Source organism: Mycobacterium simiae (assembly GCF_010727605.1).
GTDB classification, from domain to species: domain Bacteria; phylum Actinomycetota; class Actinomycetes; order Mycobacteriales; family Mycobacteriaceae; genus Mycobacterium; species Mycobacterium simiae.
Genome location: NZ_AP022568.1, coordinates 2,313,827 through 2,331,326, shown reverse-complemented (window position 1 = coordinate 2,331,326; position 17,500 = coordinate 2,313,827). Strand labels below are relative to the sequence as shown.

The following is a 17,500-nucleotide window of genomic DNA, read 5'->3' as shown; positions in this document are numbered from 1 at the left end:
TCGTGTCCTCCGAATCCGGGCAGGGCTCGGGCATCACCCGGGCACAAACCGGGCATGCACCGGGCACAGTCAAGGCCAGGTTACACTCCGCCGATGAGCTGCAACGGCGCCGCAAAAGTGAAACCGCAGGCCGCGCTATGAGCGCCGGGCCGTTCTCGCGCAGCGAACTCGCTGACGCTTTCCAGAAATTCGAACAGACCGTTGCCCGGGCCGCCGAATCCAAGGACTGGGACGCCTGGGTCGAGCACTACACCCCCGACGTCTTGTACATCGAACACGCCGCCGGCACCATGCACGGCCGCGACGAGGTCCGCGAATGGATCCGGCGGACGATGAGCACCTATCCGGGCAGCCACATGGTCGCGTTTCCCTCGCTGTGGTCGGTCATCGACGAGCCCACCGGGCGCGTCATCATGGAACTCGACAACCCGATGCGCGATCCCGGCGACGGCAGCGTCGTCGCCGCGACCAACATCTCGATCATCACCTACGCCGGCGACGGTCTGTGGCGTCGGCAAGAAGACATCTACAACCCGCTGCGCTTCGTGCAGGCCTCGTTGAAGTGGTGCCGTAAGGCCGAGCAACTGGGCACCCTCGATGAGGACGCCGCGCGCTTCCTGCAGCAGTACGGACAGGCTCAGTGAGCACCAACCCCGAACTCCGCCCCAAGCTTGTCATCGGCGCCAACGGCTTTCTGGGTTCGCACGTCACCCGACAGCTCGTCGCCGACGGTGCGCAGGTACGGGCGATGGTGCGCCGAAACGCCAACACCCGCTCCATCGATGACCTCGACGCGACGCGCTGCTCGCGTTTTTATGGCGACGTCTTCGACACCGCCACGGTGCGCGCCGCGATGGACGGTGTCGACGATGTGTACTACTGCGTCGTCGATACCCGCGCCTGGCTGCGCGACCCCTCGCCGCTGTTTCACACCAACGTGGCGGGACTGCGCAACGTCCTCGATGTCGCCGTCAACCAGCCGGACCTGCGCAAGTTCATCTTCACCAGCACCTACGCGACCGTGGGCCGGCGGCACGGGCACGTCGCAACCGAAGACGACGTGATCGATTCCCGCGGGCAGACCCCGTACGTCAAATCGCGCGTCCAGGCCGAGAACTTGGTGATGCGCTACGTCGCGGAGGCGAGCCTGCCCGCCGTCGCGCTGTGTGTGTCGACCACCTACGGCGACGGCGACTGGGGCGGCACGCCGCATGGCGCGTTCATCGCGGGCGCGGTGTTCGGCAAGTTGCCCTTTCTGATGAACGGCATCCAGCTCGAAGTCGTCGGAGTCGACGACGCGGCGCGGGCGATGATCCTGGCCGCCGAACGCGGCCGCGTCGGGGAGCGCTACCTGATCTCGGAGAAGATGATGGCGCTCAACGATGCGATCCGGATCGCCGCCGACGAGGCCGGCGTGCCGCCGCCGCAACGGGCGATCTCGGTCCCCATGCTCTACGCGCTGGCCGCGGCCGGCACGCTCAAGGCGAAGCTCACCGGCACCGACGCCCAACTCAGCCTGGCGTCGGTGCGGATGATGCGCGCCGAGGCTCCCGTCGACTGCGGCAAGGCGCGACGCGAGCTCGGTTGGCAGCCGCGGCCGGTCGAGGAGTCGATCCGCGAAGCCGCCCGGTTCTGGGCCGCCATGCGCACTCCCCGAACGGCGGCCTGAGCGGCCTAGGCTCGGCAATATGCACCGCAAGCGCGTCGACCTCGACGGGCCCCCGCAGACGATGCTGGCGACGCTGTACGCCAAGGCCCTGGACGCCGACGCCCCACGCTCGATCCTGCACGACCGGTATGCCAAGGCTGCCGTCGAACGTATCGAATATGATTGGGCCGCAACGACTATCGATGCGCGGCGGGCTCCATCGGTCGCCGTTCGCTCCGCGCACTTCGACAACTGGACCGGCCAGTTTCTGGCCGTGCACGACGACGCCGTCGTATTGCATGCGGGGTGCGGGCTGGACGCTCGGGTGTACCGCCTGGATCCGGGCGCGGGGGTGCGTTGGTTCGACGTCGACTACCCCGAGGTGATCAGACTGCGCGAACGCGTCTATCCGGCGCGGGACAACTACCGAATGCTGCCCGCCTCGGTGACCGACCCGTCCTGGTTGGCCGACATCCCCGACGACCGACCGGTGCTGTTCCTGGCGGAAGGCCTGACGATGTACTTGACCAAAGACGACGGGCTGGCGCTGCTGCGCCGCGTCGTCGACCGGTTCAGCTCGGGTGAGTTGCAATTCGATGCCTTCAACACCTTTGGCATCCGCTCGCAGTGGATCAACAGCGTCGTGCGCCGCTCCGGTTCGAAGCTGCACTGGGGCATCGACGAGCCGAGCGACATCGTCGATGCCGTCCCCGGCGTGCGGGTGCTGGTCTGGGAATCCGTCTTCGACAGCGATACGTTCGAAATGGTTTCGCCGGCGGTGCGCTGGCTGGGCCGGGCGATGGCGAAGGTGCAGGCGTTGCGCAACATGTCCCAATACCACCGCTACGCGTTCGGGCCCCCGCAAGTCGGGAAGCCATGAGCGCGTAGCGGCGTTGCAACCAAACGTCTGAGCCCAGACGCCGAAGGAGGTCGCCGCATGAGCCACAAGGAAGTCCTGGAACCCAATGCCGGGCACCCGATCACCATCACCCCCGCCCAGGAACGCGTTCAGGTTCGTGTCAACGGCGATCTCATCGCGGACACCGCCGCCGCACTGGAATTGCGGGAAGCCACCATCCCCGTCGTGTACTACATCCCGCTGGCCGACGTGGCACAGGACCGGCTCACCCGCACCGAGACGGTCAGCTACTGCCCATTCAAGGGTGACGCCAGCTACTACGCCGTGACTACTTCCGCCGGTGACACCGTCGAGGATGCGGTGTGGACCTACGAGCAGCCGTACCCCGCGGTCGCCGAGATCGCCGGGCACGTCGCGTTCTACCCGAACAAGGCCGATATCAGCGTCGGCGCCTAAGCGCTGTGAGTGAGCCGGGCGCGATCACTCGGCGAAAAGCTTGGCCTGCGCCCGGGTGTCGCCGTACTCGCGCATCGACACGATGACCCCGTCGCGGGTTTCGAAGATGCACACGAACGGGGTGTCGTAACGCACGCCGTCGGCGGTGGTGGCATGGGCTTCGATGACGACCGTGTCGCCTTCGTTGATGCAGCGCAACAGGTCGATCGTGAGGTCGAGCCCCTGCTTGCGGCGCTCGACGGCACGCCGCAGCGCTTGTTTGTCATACGTGGTGCGGGTGAACAGGCTCCAGCAGGTGAAGTCGTCGCTCAGTAGCGCGAAACCCTCGTCGAGATCGCCGCCTGCGGTCAGACTCTGGATGAACATCCAGACCAGCTCGGCATTGGGAGCGTCGAAGGGTGTCATCACATCGCAATAGTGTCGTGGCAGACAGTGGCCGGTCAATCGCGGTCATTCGGGGTCAAGCGGGTCAGGCGAGGCAGGGAACCAGAGTTTGGTGGTGTACGGGACACGCACGGTGACCTTCCCCGGGGCCGTCAGCTTCGGGCATACCTTGGCGCCGCTGCGTCGCGGCGTCGGTGACCCGTGTTTTCGCGCCTGGTCTGACGGCACCATCTGGCGGACCAGCCTGCTACCCAGCGGTCCCGTCACGGCGCAGCTGCGCCGCGCGGCCCCTGACGCGGTGCATTGCCAGGCGTGGGGTGATGGGGCCGAGGAATTCCTGGCGGGCCTGCCCGCGCTCCTCGGCGCGTACGACGACGCCACGGACTTCACGCCGACCCATCCGACGGTGGCGGCCGCGTACCGGCGGGTTCCCCATCTGCGGCTAGGCCGCACGGGGCAGGTTATGGAGGCCCTGATTCCAGCGATCATCGAGCAGCGGGTGCCCGGCGCCGACGCGTTCAAGTCGTGGCGGGTACTGGTGTCCAAGTACGGCAGCCCGGCGCCCGGGCCGGCCCCGGCCGGCATGCGGGTGCCGCCGCCGCCCGACGTATGGCGCCACATCCCGTCGTGGGAATTTCATCGCGCCAACGTCGATCCGCGGCGAGCCCAGACGGTGGTGGCCTGCGCGCGGCGCGCGGGGGCGCTGCAGCGGTTGCTGTCGCGGCCCGCGGAGCAGGCCCGCGCGGCGTTGACGTCGCTACCGGGGGTGGGGGAGTGGACGGCCGCCGAGACGGCGCAGCGGGCCTTCGGCGATGCCGACGCGCTGTCGGTCGGCGACTACCACATCCCGAAGATGATCGGGTGGACGTTGGCGGGACGTGCAGGCGATGACGACTTGATGCTCGAGTTGCTCGAACCGATGCGCCCGCACCGTCATCGGGTGGTGCGTTTGTTGGAAGCCAGCGGCCTGGCCTACGAGCCGCGCCGGGGTGCGCGGCTGCCGGTTCAGCAAATCCACGCGCTGTGACCAGTGGGTGTTTTCCAGTTCGGCCATCGGGTATTCGTCGAGAACTGACGCCTACTCACACGCATACGAAACGCAGGAGCGATCGATGACGCAGTTCACCATTCCGGGGTTGAGTGACAAGCAGGCCGCGCGACTCACCGAGTTGCTACAAAAGCAGCTGAGCACCTACAACGATCTCCATCTGACGCTCAAGCACATTCACTGGAATGTCGTGGGCCCCAATTTCATCGGCGTGCACGAAATGATCGATCCGCAGGTCGAAGCGGTGCGCGGCTTTGCCGACGATGTGGCCGAACGCATTGCGGCCCTTGGTGCTTCGCCCGAAGGGACGCCGGGGGCCATCATTCGGGACCGCTCCTGGGATGACTACTCGGTGGGGCGCGACACCGTCCAGGCCCACCTGGCCGCGCTGGACCTGGTGTACACCGGGGTAATCGAGGACATCCGGCAAGCCATCGACGAGACCGACGAACTTGACCAGGTTACCCAGGATCTGTTGATCGGACAGGCCGGTCCGCTGGAGAAGTTCCAGTGGTTCGTCCGCGCGCACTTGGAGAGTGCCGGCGGGCAGCTGCAGCACCAGGGCAAGAAGACCGAGAAGGGCGCCGCTGATACCGCGCGCAAGGGGTAGTGCTCAGTCCGCCGAAGCCGACTGTGCGCGTTCGGCTTCGGCGGTTTCGCGGTTGAGTCGCTGCGCCTCGTAGATCGTGACGTTGGTGCGCGACAGCAGCAGGGCGGCGATGCCGACCGCGATGATCGCGCCGGGCACCACGGAGAACGAGCCGGTCATTTCCGCAACCATGATCATGATGGCCAGGGGGGCGCGGGCGACGCAGCCGAAGCACGCCATCATGCCCACCACGACGAAGATGCCCGGGCCATCCGGCACGCCGGGCAGCCCGGTCGCCTCGCTGAGCCGCCAGATGGCCGCCCCGCAGAACGCACCGATGACGATGCCGGGACCGAACAGGCCGCCGGAGCCGCCGGTGCCGATCGACAGCGACGTCGCGATGATCTTGGCGAACGGCAGCACGACGACGATCCAGAGCGGGATGTCCAGCAGCGCCGCTCGGTCCGCGGCCAGTTGCGCCCAGCCGTAGCCGGTGCCGAGGATCTGGGGTATCAGCAGGGCCAGCAGTCCGACGAGTAACCCGCCGGCCGCGGGCTTGAGCAGCGGACCGCCGGGCAGCCGCCGGGTCAGCCGGATCGCGACGTGGAAGGTCCGGGCATACAGGTAACCGACCGCCGCGGCGGCCAGACCGAGCACCACGAACCACAGCAACGGCCACGGCTTTTCGAAGCGGTACTCGGCGTCGATGTAGCCGAACAGCGGAGCGAAGCCCAGAAACGCGCCGAGCACCGCGTAGGCGGTCCCGGAGGTGATGAATCCCGGCAACAGGCAGCGATAGTCGAAATCGTCTCGATAGGTGATCGACGCCCCCAGCACCGCGCCGCCGAGGGGCGCGGCGAAGATCGCGCCGATACCCGCCCCGATACCGAGCGCCACCGCAAGCCGGCCGTCCTCGTCGGATAGGCCCAGCCGCCGCGTCAACAGCGAGCAGAACCCAGCCGATATCTGCGCCGTCGGGCCCTCGCGGCCCCCGGAGCCGCCCGAGCCGATGGTCAGCGCGCTGGCCACCATCTTCACTCCGACGGCCCGGAACCGGATGGCGCGCGGATCGGTGTGCACCGCCTCGATGGCCGCGTCGGTGCCGTGCCCGGTGGCCTCCGGTGCCAGCTTGGCCACCAGCAGCGCCGAGACCAGCGCGCCGGCGGTCGTCACCAGCGGGATCGCCCAGGGCCGGGTGAAACCGGCGGACCCGTGACTGCCGCCCTCGGCCGCCGGGGTGGGGATGTGGTAGGCCGCCAGATACCCGAGCAGGAAATCTCCGGTGTATTTCAGGGCGAGGTAGAACACGACCGCGCCGAGGCCCGAGATGACGCCGATCGTGATGCCCAGGAGTAACCACTTGCGTAGATAACCCGAGTTTCGGATGGACGCCCCGAACCGTCCGCCCGCGGCGGCCGGCGAGGCGAAATTGGCCGAAAGTGCGGGTTCAGGCTGGTCCTCGGTCGGGTCCACCGGCCCATCCTAAGGCAGCCTGGAATAAACGGACTACAGTCCGGTTACACCCGGTAGCTCTCAACAAAGGAGGTCGATATGCCTGCCATCACCGCAGACACCTTGACGTTGGCCCGGGTGCGTGCAGCCGGTCCGGAAGAAACCGAGCGCCCCGTTCGCGCGATCACCACCGGCCCGCGCGGGTACGAGGGCGAGGGATTCCCGGTCGTCCGGGCATTCGCCGGGGTCAGCGCCGCGGCGCTGGATCCGTTTGTGCACATGGATCAGATGGGCGCGGTCAACTACGAGCCGGGCGAGCCGCGGGGCACCGATTGGCATCCGCACCGCGGCTTCGAGACGGTGACGTACATGATTGACGGCAAGTTCGCGCACCAGGATTCCCACGGTGGGGGCGGACTGATCACCGACGGCGCAACGCAGTGGATGACGGCCGGCTCGGGCATTTTGCATATCGAGACCCCGCCGGCCGAATTGGTCGAAAGCGGTGGTGTCTTCCATGGCATCCAGCTGTGGGTGAATTTGCCCAAGAAAGACAAGTTCGCCGCGCCGCGGTACCAGGCCATCGAGGGCGAAGACTCGGCGCTGTTGGCATCCCAGGACGGTGGGGCGTTGCTGCGCATCATCGCCGGAGAGGTCGACGGACACCGTGGCCCGGGCCGGACACACTCGCCAATCACGTTGGTGCACAGCACTATTCACGGGGGTGCGCGGCTGAACATACCATGGCGGCGGGACTTCAATGCGTTGGTGTACGTGCTGTCCGGGAGTGGAAACGTGGGCCCGATAGCTCACCCAATTCACCAGGGACAGTTGGCAGTGCTGGGGCCGGGCGACCGAATCACGGTGTCCGCCGAGCAGACTCAGCGATCCTCGGACCTGGACGTACTGCTGCTGGGTGGACAACCGATCCGCGAGCCCGTTTTCCATTACGGGCCGTTTGTGATGAACTCGCGCGCGGAATTGATCCAAGCGTTGGAGGATTACCAAGCGGGGAAGTTTGGCCACATTCCACCAAACGCTTTAATGCCGCATCGTGCGGGTGGCACACTCTAACGGTGCCAGCAACGGCGAGGCGCCGGCCGGGCCGTCCGCCCGCCGCGAAGGCCGACGAGACGCGCAAGAGGATCTTGCGTGCTAGTCGGTTGGTGTTCAGCGAACGCGGTTACGAGGGAGCAACCTTCCAAGCCATCGCGGTGCGCGCCGATCTCACCCGCCCGGCCATCAACCACTACTTCTCCAGCAAACGGGTGCTGTATCGGGAAGTGTTGAGTCAGACCGCCGACCAGTTGTTTGCCGCCGGCATCGCCCAGGCCGACCGGGAGACGACGTTGCTGGCGCGGCTCACCGGGTTTATCTCGGGGGCCGTGGCGGTGAACTCCGAACAACCCGCGGCGTCGGCGTTTCTGATCAGTTCAGTTCTGGAGTCACAGCGCCATCCGGAATTGAGCCAAGCCGAGAACGACGCGATCCGGATCTGCCGTGAGTTCCTGACCCGGGTGGTCAACGACGCCATCGAGCAGGGCGAGTTCGCCACCGCCGTCGATGCGCACGCACTGATCGAGACGCTGTTGGTGGTGCTCTGCGGCGCCGGCTTCTACGCCGGCTACGTCCAGAGCTATCAGGAGATGCAAGCCGTTACGGGCATGCTGGGCCAGCTGCTGGAAGGTGCGCTGTTCAAGGGTGGCGGCGCGGGCGGCTGATCCGTCGCGAGGCGCAGTGAGATCGCCCACAAAGCGTATAGGCTAACTAACTTATCCGGGTAGCATGGCCCGAAATGACCGATCTCGACGATTCCTCGTTGCAGCCACCGCCTCCAGCCTCGCGACGCACAGCGGGTGACTCGTGGGCCATCACCGAACTCGTCGGCGCCACCGCGCTCGGCGTGGCGGCCGCCCGTGCCGCGGAGACCGGCGGACCGGACCCGCTGATCCGCGACGACTTCGCCGTCAAGTTGGTGTCAGCGGCCGGCGCGGCCTGGGCGCGACTGGCCGACCCCGACCTGAACTGGCTGGACGGCGATGAGCAGGGACAGCGAGCGCATCGTCTCGGCATCGACTACCAGGCCGTCCGGACCCACTTCTTCGACAGGTACTTCGGCGAGGCCGTCGGGGCCGGCCTGCGGCAGGTGGTGATCCTGGCCGCCGGCCTGGACTCCCGCGCTTACCGGCTGAACTGGCCGGCCGGGACCACGGTCTATGAGGTCGACCAGCCCAAGGTGCTGGAATACAAGACCGGCATTCTCGAGTCGCACGGCGCCGTACCGTCCGCCACCCGCCGCACGGTCGCGGTGGACCTACGCGACGACTGGCCGGCGGCGCTCACCGCGGCCGGCTTCGACCGCAGCCAACCGACGGCATGGCTGGCTGAGGGCCTGCTGCCGTATCTGCCCAGCGACGCCCAGGACCGGCTCTTCGAGAAGTTCACCGCGCTCAGCGCGCCGGGCAGCCGGGTCGCCATCGAGGTGTTCGGGGCGAACTCCAGCAGCAACACCAACCGCTGGCAACGGATGCGGGACCGGCTCGGCCTCGACGTCAACGTGCAGGCGCTGACTTTCCACGAGCCCGACCGATCGGATGCCGCCGAGTGGCTGGCCGACCACGGCTGGCAGGTGACGCTGGTCGACAACCGCGAGGAGATGGCCCGGCTCGGCCGCCCCGTTCCCGACGACCTGACCGACGACGCGGTGCGCACCATCCTGCTGCGCGCCCGCCTCGGCGATTGACCGAACACACCCCCCAACACCGGAGACCCGATGAGTTCACTGCGCACCCATGACGACACCTGGGACATCAAGACGAGCGTCGGCAGCACCGCGGTCATGGTCGCCGCCGCCCGCGCCGTCGAAACCGAGCAGCCCGACCCGCTGATCCGCGACCCCTACGCCCGGCTGCTGGTCCACAACGCCGGCGCCGAGGTGTTGTGGGAGGCCATGCTCGAACCCGAGATGGTGGCCAAGATCGAGGCCATCGACAAGGAGTCCGCCGCTCGCATCCAGCACATCCGCGGCTACCAGGCGGTGCGCACCCACTTCTTCGACGCCTACTTCGCGGACGCCGTCGCCGCCGGTATCCGGCAGGTGGTGATCCTCGCCTCGGGCCTGGACTCGCGGGCCTACCGGCTGGACTGGCCGGCCGGCACCGTGGTCTACGAAATCGACCAGCCGCAGGTGCTGGAGTACAAATCCTCGACCCTGGCTGCCAGCGGTGCGACGCCGTCCGCCGATCGGCGTGAGGTGGCGATCGACCTGCGGGACGACTGGCCGACCGCCCTGCGCGCCGCCGGCTTCGACGCCACGCAGCGCACCGCCTGGCTGGCCGAGGGCCTCCTGATGTACCTGCCCGCCGAGGCGCAGGACAAGTTGTTCACCCTGATCGGCGAGCTGAGCCCGGTCGGCAGCCGCGTTTCAGCGGAGACCGCACCCACGCACTCCGACGAGCGTCGCGAGCAGATGCGGGAACGATTCAAGAAGGTAGCCGAGGAGATCGGCTTCGAACAGCATGTCGACGTCGGCGAGCTGATGTACCGCGACGAGCACCGGGCGGAACTCGTCGACTGGCTCAACGACCACGGTTGGCGTGCCACGTCGCAGAACTCGATCGACGAAATGGAACGCATGGGCCGCCGGGTGGGCAGCGTCGAACTGGACGACGACAAGGATGCCTTCTCCGACTTCGTCATCGGCGAGCGGCTATAAATGGCCCGCACCGCGAACGACTCCTGGGACATCGCCACCAGCGTCGGGGCGACCGCGGTGATGGTCGCGCTGGCCCGCGCGGTCGAAACCGCCAGTGACACCCCGCTGATCCGTGACGAGTTCGCCGAGCTGCTGGTGTCCACGCCCGAGCTCGCGGGCGTGCGCGAGCAAGTGTCGGCGTGGTGGGCGGGCGACCCGGACGACGACCCCGCCGACGGGTCGCCGGACGCCAACCACATGGTCGACTACCAGGCGGTACGCACCCACTTCTTCGACGCGTACTTCACCGAGGCCGCCGCCTCCGGGATCCGGCAGGTCGTCCTGCTGGCGGCGGGGCTGGATTCGCGCGCCTACCGGCTGGACTGGCCGGCCGGCGTGACCGTCTACGAGATCGATCTGCCCAAGGTGCTCGAATACAAGACCGAGACCCTGGCCAGTCACGGGGCAACGCCGACCGCCGACCGGCGTCCGGTGCCCGTCGATCTGCGCGATGACTGGCCACAAGCGTTGCGCGACAATGGTTTTGACGCAGGTGAGCCGACCGCGTGGCTGGCCGAGGGCCTGTTGCCGTTTCTGCCGGCGGCGGCCCAGGAGGCCATGTTCGCCTCGATCGACGCGTTGAGCGGGCCGGGCAGCCGGGTGGCCGTCGAGAATTTCGGCGTCGACGGGGACAAGCGGCGCGAAGCCGAGCAGCGATGGCAGGAGCTGCGGGCCAAGCGCGCGGCGCGCGGCCTGGACACCTCGTTCAGCCCGTTCGACCTCTGGTTCGACGACGACGGCCGGCCCGACTGCGCGGACTGGTTCGCCGCGCACGGCTGGACCGTCCGCACGGTGAACGCCCGCGACGAGGCGGCCCGGCTGGGTCGCGAGGCGCACGCCGAGGATCGGCCGTTCGCCAACAGCTTCGTGACGGCAATCAAGGGCTGACCAGGTCGCCTGCCGACCTCGGCGACCGCCTGAAGCCGCGTCCTTGCCGCGATTGGCCTCGCCTGCCGGATCTTGCTTGGCTGCCCAACCGACTGGATGGTTAGGATCGCGGTTATCGCCTGTGACTGTCCACACAGAGTCGTGGGCACTCCAGAAGGTGCGAGAGGGGAAGACAACGATGACTACCGAATCGGTTGCACCAAAGACGTCCGAGTCCACTAACGGGGCCGCGGCGGCGGCCGCCGAACGATCCGCGGACATCCCCGCGACGGTGGCCCGGCTTCGCCAGACCTTCGCCACCGGGCGCACCCGCGACATCGAATGGCGCCGACGGCAGCTGCTGCAGCTGGTCAAGCTGATGGAGGAAAACGAGGACGCAATCGTTGCGGCCCTGGCCAAGGATCTCGACCGCGGCCCGTTCGAGGCCTTCATTGCCGACATCGCCACCACCGCCGGCGAAGCGAAGTACGCGGCCAAGAAGATCCGCAAATGGACCAAACGCAGGTATCAGCTCCTCGAGGTGCCGCAGCTGCCCGGCCGCGGCTGGATCGAGTACGAGCCCTACGGCACCGTGCTGATCATCGGCGCCTGGAACTACCCCTTCTACCTGACGCTGGGTCCTGCGGTCGGGGCGATCGCGGCCGGCAATACCGTGGTGCTCAAGCCCTCCGAGATCGCCGAGGCGTCCGCGCACGTGATGGCCGACCTGGTGCCGCGTTACCTCGACAGCGACGCGATCGCCGTGGTCGAGGGCGACGGTGCGGTGAGCCAGGAGCTGATCGCGCAGGGCTTCGACCGGCTGCTGTTCACCGGCGGCACCGAGATCGGCCGCAAGGTGTATGAAGGCGCGGCGCCATACCTGACCCCGTGCACGCTGGAGCTCGGCGGTAAGAGCCCGGTGATCGTCGCGGCCGACGCCGACGTGGACGTGGCGGCCAAGCGGATCGCCTGGATGAAACTGCTGAACGCCGGGCAGACCTGCGTTGCCCCCGATTACGTTCTCGCCGATGCCAGCATTCGCGACGAGCTGGTGAGCAAGATCGGCGCCGCCGTCACGAAGTTCACCTCCGACCGGCCGGAGGGATTGCGGATTGTCAACCAGCGTCAGTTCGACCGGATCAGCGGCTACCTCGCCGACACCGACGGCAAGGTTGTCGTCGGCGGTAAATGCGATCCGTCCAGCCTGCGCATCCAACCCGCCGTCGTGCTCGACCCCGATCCGAACGGGCCGCTGATGCAGAACGAAATCTTTGGCCCCGTGCTGCCCATCATCACCGTCCAAAACCTCGATGAGGCAATACGATTCGTCAACTCGCGGCCCAAGCCGCTGTCGGCGTACCTGTTCACCAAGACGCGCGAAACCCGCGAACGGGTGATCAAGGAGGTGCCCGCCGGCGGCATGCTGGTCAACCACCTCGCCTTCCAGGTGTCCACCGCCAAGCTGCCGTTCGGCGGTGTGGGCGCATCGGGTATGGGTGCCTATCACGGCAAATTCGGGTTCGAGGAGTTCAGCCACCGCAAGTCGGTGCTGACCAAGCCCACCCGGCCCGACCTGTCCAGCTTCATCTACCCGCCGTACACGGCTCGGGCCTTCAAGATGGCCCGCCGGATGTTCTGACACACTGACGCGGCGAACTTTTCGATTCTCAACGCAGAGAGGAACCCGATGCCCGGAGTGCAGGATCGCGTCATCGTTGTCACAGGAGCCGGTGGGGGACTGGGGCGCGAATACGCGCTGAGCCTCGCCAGGGAAGGCGCCAGCGTCGTCGTCAACGACCTCGGTGGAGCCCGCGACGGCACCGGTGCCGGCCACAACATGGCCGACCAGGTGGTCCAGGAGATCAAGGACGGCGGCGGCCGGGCGGCCGCCAACTATGACAGCGTCGCCGAGCCCGAGGGCGCCGAGAACATCATCAAGACCGCGCTCGACGAGTTCGGTGCGATCCACGGCGTGGTGAGCAACGCCGGGATCCTGCGTGACGGCACCTTTCACAAGATGTCGTACGAGAACTGGGACGCCGTCCTCAAGGTGCACCTTTACGGCGGCTACAACGTAATCCGCGCGGCATGGCCGCACTTCCGGGAGCAGACCTACGGCCGGGTGGTGGTTGCCACCTCGACGAGCGGGCTGTTCGGCAACTTCGGCCAGACCAATTACGGCGCTGCCAAGCTCGGCCTGGTCGGCCTGATCAACAGCCTCGCCCTCGAGGGCGCCAAGTACAACATCCACGCCAACGCGGTGGCCCCAATCGCGGCCACCCGAATGACCGAGGACATCCTGCCCAAGGAAGTGCTGGACAAGCTCACCCCCGAGTACGTCGCGCCGGTGGTCACCTACCTGTGCACCGAGGAAAATCCCAACAGCGCTTCCGTTTTCGTGGTCGGCGGCGGCAAGGTGCAGCGCGTGGCACTGTTCCAGACCGACGGCGTCACCTTCGACACGCCACCAACCGTGGACGACGTGGCCGCGCACTGGGACGAGATCACGGATCTATCCGCGGCGAAGAAAGCCGATTTCAAGCTGGGGTGATACCTCAGCGCGTCAGCCGAGCAGCTCGTCGCGCAGGCGGTCCACATCCGCCTGCGCGATACCTGCGCTGCGCAGGTAGGCCTGCAGTGAGCCGAACTCTTCGTCGATGGTGCGACGCGCGGCGTCCAGGTACTCGGGGCGCACGCCGAGAACACCGTCGGACAACCGCGCCGCGGTGAACGTCTCCACCTCGGGGGTGAGCTCGACGTCGGGCCGGTGCTGGATCATGTCGTAGATGTGCTCGCGCAGCTGCGGTACGGCGGCATTGCTGCGCAGATAGTCGGCGATGATGGTGTCACGGTCGATGCCGATGGTCTCCAGCACGGTGGCGATGACGAAGCCGGTGCGATCCTTGCCCGCAAAGCAGTGCGTGAGCACCGGGCGTCCGGCCGCCAGCAGGGTGATGACCCGGTGCACCGCTTGCCGGGCTCCGTTGCGGATGGGGAATTCCGCGTACTCGTCGATCATGTAGCGAACAGCCGTCGCGTTGATGGCGTCGTCGGATTCGCCGGGCTCGCCCTCGAACAACCGTCGGAACGCGGTTTCGTGTGGCGCCGATTCGTTGGGGTCATCGCTCGGCACGTCATCGCCCAGGTCGGGGAAGGGCAGCAAGTGGATCTCGACACCCTCGGGAACCAGTCCCGGCCCGCGGCGGGCAACCTCGCGGCTGGCCCGCAGGTCGGCGATGTCGGTGATGCCCAACTCGCGCAGCGTCGCGCGCCCATGGTCGTCGAGCCGGCTCAGCTCACCGGACCGGAACAGCCGGCCGGGCCGAATCGCGGGCGTGCCGTCGGCGACGTCGCGAAAGTTCCACGCGCCGGACAGTTCCCGCACCGCCTCGGTCATCTTCCGGTGACCGCCGCGGCGAGGGCTGAGGGCTCGCGACCGATCTCGGTGCGCGCGATGGTGCGCATGTGCACCTCGTCCGGGCCGTCGAAGATCCGCATGGCGCGGTGCCAGCTGTACATGCGGGCCAGCACCGTGTCGTCGCTGACGCCGGCGGCGCCGTGCACCTGGATAGCGCGGTCGATGACGTCGCAGGCGACCTGCGGCGCCACCGCCTTGATCTGCGAGACCAACAGGTGCGCGGCCTTGTTGCCGTGCTGGTCGATGGTCCACGCCGCCTTTTCACAAAGCAGTCTGGCCTGATCGATTTCATTGCGGGACTTCGCAATCGACTGCTGGACCAGACCCTGGTCGGCCAGCGGGCGGCCGAAGGCGATCCGGTTGTTCGCCCGGTGCACCATCAGCGCCAGGGCGCGTTCGGCCGCGCCGAGCGCGCGCATGCAATGGTGGATGCGGCCGGGACCAAGCCGGGCCTGGGCGATGGCGAAGCCGCCGCCCTCTTCGCCGAGCAGGTTGGTGACCGGTACCCGGACGTTGTCGTAGTTGATCTCGCAATGCCCGGGCTGGTCCTGGTAGCCGAACACCGTGGTGGAGCGCAGCACCGTCACGCCCGGGGTGTCGATCGGCACCAGCACCATCGACTGCTGTTGGTGGCTGGCCGCTTCCGGGTTGGTGCGGCCCATCACGATCAGGATCTTGCAGCGCGGGTCCGACGCACCGGATGTCCACCACTTACGGCCGTTGATCACGTAGTCGGAGCCGTCGCGCACGATGGACGTTTGGATGTTGCGGGCATCGCTACTGGCCACCGCCGGCTCGGTCATCGAGAACGCGCTACGAATCTCGCCGGCCAGCAACGGCTCCAGCCACTGCTTGCGCTGCTCCTCCGTGGCGAATAGGTGCAGAGTCTCCATGTTGCCGGTGTCGGGTGCCGCACAGTTGACCGCTTCCGGCGCGAGCTCCAGGCTCCAGCCGGTCAGCTCCGCAAGCGGCGCGTAGTCCAGGTTGGTCAGCCCCGACTCGGACGGCAGGAATAGGTTCCACAGGCCGCGTTCTTTGGCCTTGGTCTTGAGCTCCTCGATGACGGGAGGAACGGTGTGGTCGTTGGGGCCGGCCTCGTCGCGATAGTTGTCGTAGGCGGCCTCAGCCGGAAAGACAAACTCGGTCATGAAGTCGGACAACCGCTTGTGGTAGTCGGTGGCCTTGGCCGACATCGCGAAGTCCATCCCGTCACGATAGGACACCCGCCGCGGTGCCCGGTTTCAGGCCGTCGCTGCGGCTGCTGAACCATGGGTGAACACCCGCCCGCCCGACGTGTGCGCGGCAGCAGTGATCGAGCAGGATGAACGCATGACCGACGATGTCGAAGCCCGTCCCCCCTTCCCGCCGTTCACCTACGAAACGGCGCTGCAGAAGGTCCAAGCCGCCGAAGATGCGTGGAACACTTGCGATCCGGAGAAGGTCAGCCTGGCGTATACGCCGGACTCGCAGTGGCGTAATCGCCACGAACACGTGGTCGGTCGGGCCGAGATCGTCGCATTTTTGACCCGCAAGTGGCAGCGCGAGCTCGATTACTCGCTGCGCAAGTCGCTGTGGGATTTCCACGACAACCGGATCGCCGTGCGGTTCCAGTACGAATGCCACGACGCGGCCGGGCAGTGGTATCGCAGCTACGGAAACGAACTGTGGGAGTTCGCGCCCAACGGGTTGATGGCTCGCCGCGAGGCCAGCATCAACGACGTGCCGATCGACGAATCCGAACGGCGCTACTTCGGCCCCCGCCCGGCCGCCGAACACGGGCAGGAGATCCCGCTTTGGTGACGGCCGCTATGGTGTTCAACTCAATGTGGTTCCGCCACGGCAGCTGAGCAAGGAAAGTGGATGTACGCGCCATGACAGATGCGCAGACAGAGCTCGTCAAGATCGGCGTGGTCGCCGAGTCCGGCACCGATGAGCGGCGTGTCGCGCTGGTACCGAAGGCGGTTGCGTCGCTGGTCAACAGTGGGCTGGCCGTGGTAGTCGAGTCCGGGGCCGGCGAGCGGGCGCTGCTGCCCGACCACCTCTACACCGAAGCCGGCGCCACCATCGGGGACGCCTGGTCCGCCGACGTCGTCGTCAAGGTTGCGCCGCCCACCGCCGACGAGGTCGGCAAGCTGCGCAGCGGCCAGACGCTGATCGGTTTCCTGGCCCCCCGCAATGCCGACAACGTGATCGGCGCGCTGCGGGCGGCTGGTGTGCAGGCGTTCGCGCTGGAGGCCATTCCGCGCATCTCGCGCGCCCAGGCGATGGACGCATTGTCCTCGCAGGGCAACGTGGCCGGCTACAAAGCCGTGCTGGTGGCGGCCTCGGAGGCGACCCGGTTCTTTCCGATGCTGACGACGGCGGCCGGGACGGTGAAGCCGGCCACGGTGCTGGTTCTCGGCGTGGGTGTGGCCGGGCTGCAGGCGCTGGCGACGGCGAAACGCTTGGGTGCGCGCACCACCGGGTATGACGTCCGGCCCGAGGTGGCCGACCAGGTGCGCTCGGTCGGTGCGCAATGGCTTGATCTGGGCATCACGGCGTCGGGTGAGGGCGGCTACGCCCGCGAGCTCACCGACGCCGAACGCGCGCAGCAGCAGGAGGCGCTGGAAAAGGCCATCGGTGGTTTCGATGTGGTGATCACCACCGCCCTCGTCCCCGGCCGGCCGGCGCCGCGCCTGGTGACCGCCGCGGCGGTGGAGGCGATGAAGCCGGGCAGCGTGGTGGTCGATCTGGCCGGCGAGACCGGCGGCAACTGCGAGCTCACCGAGCCCGGGCGCACGGTCGTCAAACACGACGTCACGATCGCCTCGCCGCTGAACCTGCCGGCGACGATGCCCGAGCACGCCAGCGAGCTCTACAGCAAGAACATCACCGCACTGTTGGACCTGTTGATCACCGACGGAAAGCTGGCCCCGGACTTCGACGACGAAGTCATCGCGGAGTCATGCGTGACCCGCGGCGGCGACGATGCAGAGCGCGGCGATGCGGAGGAGCGTCGCAAATGATCCCTCGGAAGGACTCTTAG

19 protein-coding genes are annotated in these 17,500 nt (G+C 67.4%); 15 read left to right on the top strand and 4 right to left on the bottom strand.

Annotation, left to right across the window (positions count from 1 at the left end; all coding sequences use genetic code 11):
• Positions 1 to 137: 137 nt before the first annotated feature.
• From G6N33_RS10845 to G6N33_RS10830, 4 genes are read left to right on the top strand one after another with little or no spacing between them, the layout of a single operon-like run.
• Complete coding sequence (locus tag G6N33_RS10845) at positions 138 to 644, top strand: nuclear transport factor 2 family protein (RefSeq protein ID WP_044509331.1); 507 nt, start codon at positions 138 to 140, stop codon at positions 642 to 644.
• Positions 641 to 1,669, top strand: coding sequence for an NAD-dependent epimerase/dehydratase family protein (locus G6N33_RS10840; protein ID WP_101528388.1), 1,029 nt, complete (start codon positions 641 to 643; stop codon positions 1,667 to 1,669). The genes G6N33_RS10845 and G6N33_RS10840 overlap by 4 nt, the downstream gene beginning before the upstream one ends.
• A gap of 19 nt (positions 1,670 to 1,688) precedes the next feature.
• A complete protein-coding gene (locus tag G6N33_RS10835) occupies positions 1,689 to 2,528 on the top strand; it encodes a class I SAM-dependent methyltransferase (protein WP_044509333.1) in 840 nt (279 codons plus the stop codon).
• A gap of 57 nt (positions 2,529 to 2,585) precedes the next feature.
• Positions 2,586 to 2,963 carry a DUF427 domain-containing protein gene (locus G6N33_RS10830; RefSeq protein WP_044509334.1) on the top strand — a complete coding sequence of 126 codons (378 nt, stop codon included), beginning with the start codon at positions 2,586 to 2,588 and terminating at the stop codon, positions 2,961 to 2,963.
• Between the two features lie 24 nt (positions 2,964 to 2,987).
• Here the strand turns inward: G6N33_RS10830 and G6N33_RS10825 are convergent, their stop codons facing one another.
• Positions 2,988 to 3,371, bottom strand: a complete 384-nt coding sequence (locus G6N33_RS10825; protein WP_044509335.1) for a nuclear transport factor 2 family protein — start codon at positions 3,369 to 3,371, stop codon at positions 2,988 to 2,990.
• Positions 3,372 to 3,462: 91 nt separating this feature from the next.
• Between G6N33_RS10825 and G6N33_RS10820 the strand changes: the two genes are divergently transcribed.
• Together G6N33_RS10820 and G6N33_RS10815 are read left to right on the top strand one after the other, a co-directional pair.
• Positions 3,463 to 4,374 (top strand): DNA-3-methyladenine glycosylase family protein, encoded by a 912-nt coding sequence (locus tag G6N33_RS10820; protein WP_044509336.1) that lies wholly within the window; start codon positions 3,463 to 3,465, stop codon positions 4,372 to 4,374.
• Positions 4,375 to 4,459: 85 nt separating this feature from the next.
• On the top strand, positions 4,460 to 5,005 hold the full coding sequence (locus G6N33_RS10815; RefSeq protein WP_044509337.1) for a Dps family protein: 546 nt from the start codon (positions 4,460 to 4,462) through the stop codon (positions 5,003 to 5,005).
• Between the two features lie 3 nt (positions 5,006 to 5,008).
• On the opposite strand, the gene G6N33_RS10810 is transcribed toward G6N33_RS10815, so the two are convergent.
• Positions 5,009 to 6,457 carry a chloride channel protein gene (locus tag G6N33_RS10810; RefSeq protein WP_044509338.1) on the bottom strand — a complete coding sequence of 483 codons (1,449 nt, stop codon included), beginning with the start codon at positions 6,455 to 6,457 and terminating at the stop codon, positions 5,009 to 5,011.
• 78 nt (positions 6,458 to 6,535) lie between these two features.
• Here G6N33_RS10810 and G6N33_RS10805 point away from each other — a divergent pair, with 78 nt between their 5' ends.
• The 7 genes from G6N33_RS10805 to G6N33_RS10775 all read left to right on the top strand — a co-directional run bounded on the left by G6N33_RS10805 (position 6,536) and on the right by G6N33_RS10775 (position 13,608).
• Positions 6,536 to 7,510: a pirin family protein gene (locus G6N33_RS10805; protein WP_044509339.1), complete on the top strand. Its 975-nt coding sequence runs from the start codon at positions 6,536 to 6,538 to the stop codon at positions 7,508 to 7,510.
• Between the two features lie 2 nt (positions 7,511 to 7,512).
• The gene (locus G6N33_RS10800) at positions 7,513 to 8,157 is read left to right on the top strand and encodes a TetR/AcrR family transcriptional regulator (protein WP_081662144.1); all 645 of its coding nucleotides are present in this window, start codon (positions 7,513 to 7,515) and stop codon (positions 8,155 to 8,157) included.
• Between the two features lie 74 nt (positions 8,158 to 8,231).
• Positions 8,232 to 9,179 carry a class I SAM-dependent methyltransferase gene (locus tag G6N33_RS10795; protein ID WP_044509340.1) on the top strand — a complete coding sequence of 316 codons (948 nt, stop codon included), beginning with the start codon at positions 8,232 to 8,234 and terminating at the stop codon, positions 9,177 to 9,179.
• Positions 9,180 to 9,209: 30 nt separating this feature from the next.
• A complete protein-coding gene (locus tag G6N33_RS10790; RefSeq protein ID WP_044509341.1) occupies positions 9,210 to 10,151 on the top strand; it encodes a class I SAM-dependent methyltransferase in 942 nt (313 codons plus the stop codon).
• A complete protein-coding gene (locus G6N33_RS10785) occupies positions 10,152 to 11,078 on the top strand; it encodes an SAM-dependent methyltransferase (protein ID WP_044509342.1) in 927 nt (308 codons plus the stop codon). It begins immediately after the preceding gene.
• Between the two features lie 178 nt (positions 11,079 to 11,256).
• A complete protein-coding gene (locus G6N33_RS10780; RefSeq protein ID WP_044509343.1) occupies positions 11,257 to 12,696 on the top strand; it encodes an aldehyde dehydrogenase family protein in 1,440 nt (479 codons plus the stop codon).
• Between the two features lie 48 nt (positions 12,697 to 12,744).
• On the top strand, positions 12,745 to 13,608 hold the full coding sequence (locus tag G6N33_RS10775) for an SDR family oxidoreductase (protein WP_044509344.1): 864 nt from the start codon (positions 12,745 to 12,747) through the stop codon (positions 13,606 to 13,608).
• A 12-nt stretch (positions 13,609 to 13,620) separates the two neighbouring features.
• On the opposite strand, the gene G6N33_RS10770 is transcribed toward G6N33_RS10775, so the two are convergent.
• Entirely contained in the window at positions 13,621 to 14,454 is an 834-nt protein-coding gene (locus tag G6N33_RS10770) for a tyrosine-protein phosphatase (RefSeq protein WP_101528389.1), read from the bottom strand.
• On the bottom strand, positions 14,451 to 15,668 hold the full coding sequence (locus G6N33_RS10765; RefSeq protein WP_044512690.1) for an acyl-CoA dehydrogenase family protein: 1,218 nt from the start codon (positions 15,666 to 15,668) through the stop codon (positions 14,451 to 14,453). Before G6N33_RS10765 ends, G6N33_RS10770 begins: the two co-directional genes overlap by 4 nt.
• Before the next feature lie 136 nt (positions 15,669 to 15,804).
• Here G6N33_RS10765 and G6N33_RS10760 point away from each other — a divergent pair, with 136 nt between their 5' ends.
• Together G6N33_RS10760 and G6N33_RS10755 are read left to right on the top strand one after the other, a co-directional pair.
• A complete protein-coding gene (locus G6N33_RS10760) occupies positions 15,805 to 16,275 on the top strand; it encodes a nuclear transport factor 2 family protein (protein WP_101528408.1) in 471 nt (156 codons plus the stop codon).
• A gap of 71 nt (positions 16,276 to 16,346) precedes the next feature.
• Positions 16,347 to 17,480 (top strand): Re/Si-specific NAD(P)(+) transhydrogenase subunit alpha, encoded by a 1,134-nt coding sequence (locus tag G6N33_RS10755; protein ID WP_044509345.1) that lies wholly within the window; start codon positions 16,347 to 16,349, stop codon positions 17,478 to 17,480.
• Positions 17,481 to 17,500 lie beyond the last annotated feature (20 nt).

Bases quoted from the DNA above. Each gene is read 5' to 3' on its own strand.
- G6N33_RS10845 (WP_044509331.1), top strand. From the start codon at position 138: ATGAGCGCCGGGCCGTTCTCGCGCAGCGAACTCGCTGACGCTTTCCAG.
- G6N33_RS10835 (WP_044509333.1), top strand. From the start codon at position 1,689: ATGCACCGCAAGCGCGTCGACCTCGACGGGCCCCCGCAGACGATGCTG.
- G6N33_RS10830 (WP_044509334.1), top strand. From the start codon at position 2,586: ATGAGCCACAAGGAAGTCCTGGAACCCAATGCCGGGCACCCGATCACC.
- G6N33_RS10815 (WP_044509337.1), top strand. From the start codon at position 4,460: ATGACGCAGTTCACCATTCCGGGGTTGAGTGACAAGCAGGCCGCGCGA.
- G6N33_RS10805 (WP_044509339.1), top strand. From the start codon at position 6,536: ATGCCTGCCATCACCGCAGACACCTTGACGTTGGCCCGGGTGCGTGCA.
- G6N33_RS10795 (WP_044509340.1), top strand. From the start codon at position 8,232: ATGACCGATCTCGACGATTCCTCGTTGCAGCCACCGCCTCCAGCCTCG.
- G6N33_RS10790 (WP_044509341.1), top strand. From the start codon at position 9,210: ATGAGTTCACTGCGCACCCATGACGACACCTGGGACATCAAGACGAGC.
- G6N33_RS10785 (WP_044509342.1), top strand. From the start codon at position 10,152: ATGGCCCGCACCGCGAACGACTCCTGGGACATCGCCACCAGCGTCGGG.
- G6N33_RS10780 (WP_044509343.1), top strand. From the start codon at position 11,257: ATGACTACCGAATCGGTTGCACCAAAGACGTCCGAGTCCACTAACGGG.
- G6N33_RS10775 (WP_044509344.1), top strand. From the start codon at position 12,745: ATGCCCGGAGTGCAGGATCGCGTCATCGTTGTCACAGGAGCCGGTGGG.
- G6N33_RS10770 (WP_101528389.1), bottom strand. From the start codon at position 14,454: ATGACCGAGGCGGTGCGGGAACTGTCCGGCGCGTGGAACTTTCGCGAC.
- G6N33_RS10765 (WP_044512690.1), bottom strand. From the start codon at position 15,668: ATGTCGGCCAAGGCCACCGACTACCACAAGCGGTTGTCCGACTTCATG.
- G6N33_RS10760 (WP_101528408.1), top strand. From the start codon at position 15,805: ATGACCGACGATGTCGAAGCCCGTCCCCCCTTCCCGCCGTTCACCTAC.
- G6N33_RS10755 (WP_044509345.1), top strand. From the start codon at position 16,347: ATGACAGATGCGCAGACAGAGCTCGTCAAGATCGGCGTGGTCGCCGAG.